Raw genomic sequence first — 6,575 nt, forward strand, 5'->3', positions numbered from 1 at the left:
ACTGTTCCCCGCTCATGATTCTGTCGGCCCCGCGGCGCCAGTGTAGAGCCGCTTGTAGCGTTCTCCCAAGCTTGTGAGAACCTCATATCCGATGGTTCCCGCCCGCGCGGCCACTTCATCCAGGCTCACATGAGGCCCGATCAGCTCCGCAAGGTCGCCCCGTCGGACCATATGCTCCGGGTGGTCGCTTATATCGACGATGAGCAAGTCCATCGATACGCGACCTACGACCGGTGCATATTGGCCGCCGATAAAGACCCGCCCGCCGCCCGCAGCCGACGCCAGTGCCCGAAAATAACCGTCCGCGTAACCCGCCGACAGGGTTGCGAGCCGCCGGGGTCCCGTGGCGGTCCAGGTCGCGCTATAGCCAGCGGCGTCCCCCGCCGTGACTTCCCGAATTTGCAGCACACGCGCTTCGGCCTTGATGACGGGCCGGAAAGGGTTGGGCTTGCCTTCGACAGGTGTGCCGCCATAAAGCCCATAGCCGGGCCGCAGCAGATCGAAATGATAGTCGGGCCCGAGCAGGACGCCCGCCGTGTTGGCAAAGCTCGCCGGGACGGAAGGGAAGGCCGCCCTGATCGTCTTGAAGCGGCCAAGCTGGCGCGCATTCAGCGGATGGGCCGGCTCGTCTGAACAGGCGAGATGGCTCATCACCAGCGTCACATCGATGCCCTCAAGCAGGCGCGGCTCGGCAATGAGATGCGCCGTCTCGGCAGCGTCGAGCCCGAGACGGCTGAGACCCGTATCGAAATGAAGGGCGGCGGCGAGTGCGTGGCCCGCGTGCTTTGCCTCATGCCGCCATGCTTCTATCTCGGCAAGGCTGCCAAGGCATGGGCGAAGAGCATGTGCGCGTGCGGCAGGCCCGGTATTCAGCGAGAGGCCATTGGTGATGTAGATCGCCGCGTCGGGAAGCGCTGCCCTTAGCGTCGCACCCTCAACGGTATCGGCAACGAAGAAGGTCTTGCATCCTGCGCTTGCAAGCGCGCGGCCGACAGGTGCCAGCCCATGCCCATAGGCATTCGCCTTGACGACGCCACTGACCTCAACCCCCGGCGCAAGCGCGCGGATATGTGCATAGTTCGCCACCAGCGCGTCGAGATCGACGGTGAGGATGGCGCTATGTGCCGAGAGGTCGCCAGGCTGGGGCGAAGAGGCGTTAACCGTGTTTTTCAATGCGGGCAAATCCATCGCGGCATCATGCCTTCGATAATGCGGCATGACGATGAAGGAATGCCGATAAAGTTAAGATCAATATCGCTCTTCCGGCATGTGGTCGCCCTGGGCGTGGTCGCTGAAGCGCGTCACATCGGCCTGGAATTGCAGACGCACCGTTCCCGTTGGGCCGTGACGCTGCTTGCCGATGATGACTTCGGCAAGGCCGAGCAATTGCTCCATCTCTCCCTGCCAAGTCAGATGCTCCGGCGTGCCCTCGCGCGGCTCCTTGCGCTGCAGGTAATATTCTTCGCGGAAGACGAACATGACGACGTCGGCGTCCTGTTCGATCGAACCTGATTCACGCAAGTCCGAAAGCTGCGGCCGCTTGTCGTCGCGCGCTTCCACCTGACGCGAAAGCTGCGACAGGGCGAGGATCGGCACGTTCAATTCCTTGGCCAGCGCCTTCAAGCCGGTTGTGATCTGCGTCACTTCCTGCACGCGGTTGGCGTCGCCCTTGCCTGTGCCGGAAAGCAATTGCAGATAGTCGATGACGAGCAGGCCGAGGCCGCGCTGACGCTTCAGGCGACGCGCACGCGCCGACAGGGTGGCAATGTTCAGGCCGCCCGTATCGTCGATATAAAGCGGAATGCTCTGCAATTCGCGCGAGGCATCGACCAGCCGGTGAAATTCGTCTTCATGAATATTGCCGCGCCGAATGCGCTCTGAAGGCACGCCCGATTGCTCGGCAAGAAGACGCGTCGCCAATTGCTCAGCCGACATTTCGAGCGAGAAGAAACCGACGATGGCGCCGTCCTTCACCGCGACTGTGCCGTCGGTCAAATGCTCGGCCTTGTAGGCCTTGGCCGCGTTGAAGGCGATGTTGGTGGCAAGCGCCGTTTTGCCCATCGAGGGGCGACCGGCAAGGATGATGAGATCGGAAGGCTGAAGCCCGCCCATCTTCTGATCGAGGTCGCGCAAGCCTGACGAGATGCCCGACAAGCCACCGTCTCGTTCATAAGCCGCCGCCGCCATGTCGATGGCGCCCTTGAGCGACTCGTAGAAATTGCGAAAGCCGCCTTCATACTTGCCGCTTTCGGCGAGCTGATAGAGCGCCTGTTCGGCGTCGAGAATCTGCGCGGCGGGCGTGTCGTCGATGGGCGCGTCATAGGCGCGCGTATGCATGTCGACGCCGACCTGGATCAGCTCGCGCCGGATCGCGAGGTCATAGATCGTGCGCCCATATTCCTCGACATTGATGATGGTCGTGGCCGCGCCCGCAAGGCGCGCAAGATATTGCGGCCCGCCAATTTCGGTTAGCGCTTCATCGCGCTCGAAGAAATTCTTCAGCGTAACAGGGGAGGCAAGGTGGCCCGCCGTGATGAGCTTGGCCGACGCCTCATAAATACGCCCATGCAGCGCATCGAAGAAATGCCTCGGCTCGAGAAAGCTCGATAGCCGGTCATAGGCTTCGTTGTTGACGAGGACCGCGCCCAAAAGCGCCTGCTCAGCCTCAATGTTATGAGGCGGAACGCGATAGCCCGAAGTGCCGTCATCGTCCGGCACGCTGGCGAATGCCGATGCTGTATTTTCCATGGCCTCGTTTTACGCGATTAGGACGGGCAGCGGACAGCTAATCACCGCCGTTCGCACCGCATCCCCAACTTACTTCTACAACCCTGTGGAAAACGGGTATCGAATACATAACATGCTGAATAAAAAGGGGAAATTCATCCCCATCGGCAGAGGATAACTGTTTTGGGGTGAGTCGGACAACGGCCCAGCCCGATTGCCCGCCATCCTGCAACAAGCTGTTGTCGCAGCGCCCGATAGTCAGCGAAGCGGTGGCAGGTTTAGAGTTTTGTCCAGGTCGCCGGAATCAGCCGGGGAACAGGGGAGACGCTTCAATGGATAAGGCAACGACACTTGCAGGCCCGCTCGGTCGCCTGCTTCTCGTCATCATTTTTCTGCTGTCGGGGTTCGGCAAGGTGGCTGATCCGGCAGGCACCATTCAATACATCACGTCGCATGGGGTGCCTCTCCCGCAGGTCGCCTATTTGCTCGCGATCGCTGCGGAACTTGGCGGCGGGCTCCTGATCCTCGTCGGCTATCAGACGCGGCTCGTCGCAGCCGCCATGGCGCTCTTCTGCGTCGCCTCGGCAGCCTTCTTCCATAATGACTTTTCAGATCAGGGACAGATGATCAACTTCCTGAAGAACATCGCCATTGCCGGCGGCTTTCTGCAGCTTGTTGCACATGGCGCAGGCGTGCTGAGCATCGACAACCGTCGGGCCTGAGAGAACGACGCGCGGCGGCTGATCGCGGCTAATCGCCAGCGAGCAGCCGCCGTTGCGGTATCGCTCCGAACCCGCGTTCGGTCTCGGCCATGTAGTCGCGCGTGATCGGCAGTGTGTCGATCTTGCGGGTGAGCTGGAGCTGGAAATTGACCATGCCTTCGTGGCGGAAAGAGGTTTCCGATCCGGCGAGATAGAACTCCCACATCCTGCAAAAACGCTCATCGTATATTTTCAGCGCCTCGTCGCGGCGTGCCATGAAGCGCCGCCGCCATTCGCGCAGCGTTTCGGCATAGTGAAGGCGCAGCACCTCCAGATCGGTCATCAAAAGCCCGGTCTTTTCGACGGAGGCTGCCATCTCGCTCAAGGCCGGAATATAGCCGCCGGGGAAAATATACTTCGCGATCCATGGATTGGTCGCGCCGGGCGGGTCGAGTCTCCCGATCGTATGAATGAGGGCGACGCCCTCCGGCGTCAGCAACCGTTCCACGCCGTTGAAATATTCGTCGTAGTAGCCAACGCCCACATGCTCGAACATGCCGACCGAGACGATGCGGTCGAAGCTCGGCTCAAGCGTGCGATAATCCTGCAAATGGAATTCAACACGATCCGCCAATCCGCGTTCCTGTGCGCGCGCGACGGCAATCTTGTATTGTTCGCGGCTGAGGGTAACGCCGACAACTTCCGCTCCGGTTTCTTCCGCCAGCGTCAGCGCAAGGCCGCCCCAGCCGCAGCCTATGTCGAGCACGCGCATTCCGGGCTCGATCGCCAGTTTGGCGGCGATGTGCCGCTTCTTCATCAACTGTGCTTCTTCAAGCGTCATGCCCGGATGTGCGTAATAGGCGCATGAATATTGTTTGTCGGTATCGAGGAAGAGATCGTAGATCCCGCCATCGAGATCGTAATGATGTGCGACGTTCTTCTGCGCCTTGCCGATGGGATTGTGCTGGTCGATGCGTCGCTTCATGCGCCGGAGCGATGCATAGAGCTTGAAGGCCGGGCCCGGATAACTCGTTCCCAGATTGCTGAGAATGAGATCGAGGACATCATATATGGAATGCGGCTCATCGACGGTGAGCGTGCCGTCCATATAGGCTTCGCCGAGCTTGAGGTAGGGATTGACGGCCAACGCAAAATGCGGCCCGCGATCACGAAGATGGACGGTTATGAGCCGGCCCGTTCCGTCACCGTAGGATTTTGCGGCGCCACTATAGTCGATCACGCGAAGTGAGCCGCGTTTGACGACCTGATTCAGAAGTACACCGAACAGCATGCAACCTCCTATCTCCAGGAGCTGGACGCAAGATCGGATCCGTCTGGCACGCAACCGGACCCAACCGGACTTCGTACCCCCACTGAAAAGTTAACAGAACATCCCGCCGGATCAAAAGTATAAAAGGGTTGCGGCGTGTAAGGATGGAGCGTTCGCGATCTCAATTGTGTGGCCGGAGGCTTCCTTGCCATTGGCCGAAACTCCAAATTTTTCGCAAGCTGCACCTCGTCCACGCTGTTTCCGGCTAAGCCCCGAGATAGCGGCGGGGATGGAGCCCGTTTACATGGCCCATGAAGGGCGGATGGATATTGTAGCCAAGCATGTTCTGGATCTTCGCCGAAAGGGTGCGAGCAATGTCCGGGGGAACGGCCAGGCTGTAATTTTCCTGACTGCGCGCCCAAGGCTCACAATATTGCGCGGTGATGGCAAGACGTGAGCGGTCGCTGCAATTGGCGCCGCCGCCATGCCAGAGCGTGCCGCTAAAAATCACGACAGATCCGGCGGGCATAATCACATTGACCAGTTGGTCCTTTGACGGCTGTTCGTCGCCCCATTTGTGACTGCCGGGGATTGCGACGGTCGCGCCATTCGCCTCTGTAAAATCGTCGATGGCCCAAATTGTGGCGACGCTGATCGGCGGGCGAGGGCGGGCAAAGGGATAGAAGGCGTCGTCATAATGCAGCGCCTGCGCTTTTTCATTCGGCAGAATGTTGATGGCGAGAAATGCCGACAGGAGATAGTTGGTCTGCAGCATCCGGTCGAGCACGGCCAGGACGCGCGGATGTTCTACGATGACGTCCGTGGCGCGGGTCTTGGAGAGCAGCGAATAAATGCGCTGCGTGCTGAAGCCCTCGAAAGGGTTGCGCCCAAGATGTGCAAAATGCGGCGCCAGCTCGTGGCGCATTTCCTCGCAGACCTCTTTCGCAATCAATTCAGGAATTATGACATAGCCATCCCGCTCAATGGTCGCCAGATCCGTATCTGTCAAAGCCGTTTCAGCAGGTGTGCGTTCTGGGCGAACCTTGTCCGTTAACTGCGTCACGTGCCTGTCTCCTGTTACTCTTATACAAAAATGGCCTGTTCCAGTTGGGTCGCCACAGCGTCCATCCAGCGACGATCGTCAGCCAGAAGCGCGTCGTCGATATGCATGCGAGAAAAGGTCGGCCTCGCAATCTGCGCATAGGCGAGGGCGCCCAGAATATTCGTCAGAATCGCAATCGCGGGTCCGTTGCGCGCAATCCCCGCATTTTGTGCGTCTTCGATCAATGAACAGAATCTTGCGACGAATTCCTTGAGCGGCAGTGATTGCGCGTGTTCGACGCGCTCCATGTTTTCCATCAGCTCACGGAATACAAGGCGGCTTCCCTCGGGGTAGTCCACGCTGCTTTCTGCCTGATCACGAATGAGCGCCTGAAGTCGCTCTTTGGGCGACGTCGAAATTCTGAAGGCTGTCTCCACGCGATCTGCAAGACGCTCCGCAACACGTTCGAGAACGGCGCGATAGAGTTTTGCCTTGCTTGGGAAATGGTGGAGCAGGCCGGCATTACCCAAACGACATGTCGTCGCAATTTCGGTCAACGAGACGCCATGAAATCCGCGCTCGGAAAACAGCCGCTCGGCTTGATCGAGCAGCCTTGTCCGCGTTTCGATCCCGCGCGCCGTCCCTGTTTGTGCCTGGCTGGTTTGTTTCAACATGCGGCGACCTTACCAACCGACCAATTAGTCGGTCAATGGTCTGGCCGGATGACGCACCGCCTGAACGCAAAAAGGGCGCCCATTGGGCGCCCTTCGTTGCAGTTCTCGAAATTCGGAGCCTTTAGGCTTCCGTTTCGCCTTCGGTCTCTTCGCCTTCTTCG

Annotated in this window: 6 protein-coding genes; 1 reads left to right on the top strand and 5 read right to left on the bottom strand. The window is 59.6% G+C overall.

Translation table 11 applies throughout. From position 1 onward, the window contains the following. Positions 1-12 precede the first annotated feature (12 nt). Both alr and WA943_RS15805 read right to left on the bottom strand, forming a co-directional pair. Positions 13-1,173: an alanine racemase gene (gene alr, locus WA943_RS15800; protein ID WP_424470856.1), complete on the bottom strand. Its 1,161-nt coding sequence runs from the start codon at positions 1,171-1,173 to the stop codon at positions 13-15. 75 nt (positions 1,174-1,248) lie between these two features. Continuing rightward, a complete protein-coding gene (locus WA943_RS15805; protein WP_424470857.1) occupies positions 1,249-2,748 on the bottom strand; it encodes a replicative DNA helicase in 1,500 nt (499 codons plus the stop codon). A 311-nt stretch (positions 2,749-3,059) separates the two neighbouring features. On the opposite strand from WA943_RS15805, the gene WA943_RS15810 reads away from it, so the two are divergent. Then, the gene (locus WA943_RS15810; RefSeq protein WP_424470858.1) at positions 3,060-3,449 is read left to right on the top strand and encodes a DoxX family protein; all 390 of its coding nucleotides are present in this window, start codon (positions 3,060-3,062) and stop codon (positions 3,447-3,449) included. A 28-nt stretch (positions 3,450-3,477) separates the two neighbouring features. On the opposite strand, the gene WA943_RS15815 is transcribed toward WA943_RS15810, so the two are convergent. The 3 genes from WA943_RS15815 to WA943_RS15825 form a co-directional block, all read right to left on the bottom strand. Further along, positions 3,478-4,719 carry a class I SAM-dependent methyltransferase gene (locus tag WA943_RS15815; RefSeq protein ID WP_424470859.1) on the bottom strand — a complete coding sequence of 414 codons (1,242 nt, stop codon included), beginning with the start codon at positions 4,717-4,719 and terminating at the stop codon, positions 3,478-3,480. Between the two features lie 244 nt (positions 4,720-4,963). After that, positions 4,964-5,761: a phytanoyl-CoA dioxygenase family protein gene (locus tag WA943_RS15820; protein ID WP_424470860.1), complete on the bottom strand. Its 798-nt coding sequence runs from the start codon at positions 5,759-5,761 to the stop codon at positions 4,964-4,966. Positions 5,762-5,781: 20 nt separating this feature from the next. Further along, positions 5,782-6,414, bottom strand: a complete 633-nt coding sequence (locus tag WA943_RS15825) for a TetR/AcrR family transcriptional regulator (RefSeq protein ID WP_424470861.1) — start codon at positions 6,412-6,414, stop codon at positions 5,782-5,784. Positions 6,415-6,575: the final 161 nt, after the last annotated feature.

It is taken from the genome of Parvibaculum sp. (assembly GCF_049651025.1).
In the GTDB taxonomy this organism is placed as follows: domain Bacteria; phylum Pseudomonadota; class Alphaproteobacteria; order Parvibaculales; family Parvibaculaceae; genus Parvibaculum.

Bases quoted from the DNA above. Each gene is read 5' to 3' on its own strand.
- WA943_RS15810 (WP_424470858.1), top strand. From the start codon at position 3,060: ATGGATAAGGCAACGACACTTGCAGGCCCGCTCGGTCGCCTGCTTCTC.
- WA943_RS15815 (WP_424470859.1), bottom strand. From the start codon at position 4,719: ATGCTGTTCGGTGTACTTCTGAATCAGGTCGTCAAACGCGGCTCACTT.
- WA943_RS15825 (WP_424470861.1), bottom strand. From the start codon at position 6,414: ATGTTGAAACAAACCAGCCAGGCACAAACAGGGACGGCGCGCGGGATC.
- WA943_RS15805 (WP_424470857.1), bottom strand. From the start codon at position 2,748: ATGGAAAATACAGCATCGGCATTCGCCAGCGTGCCGGACGATGACGGC.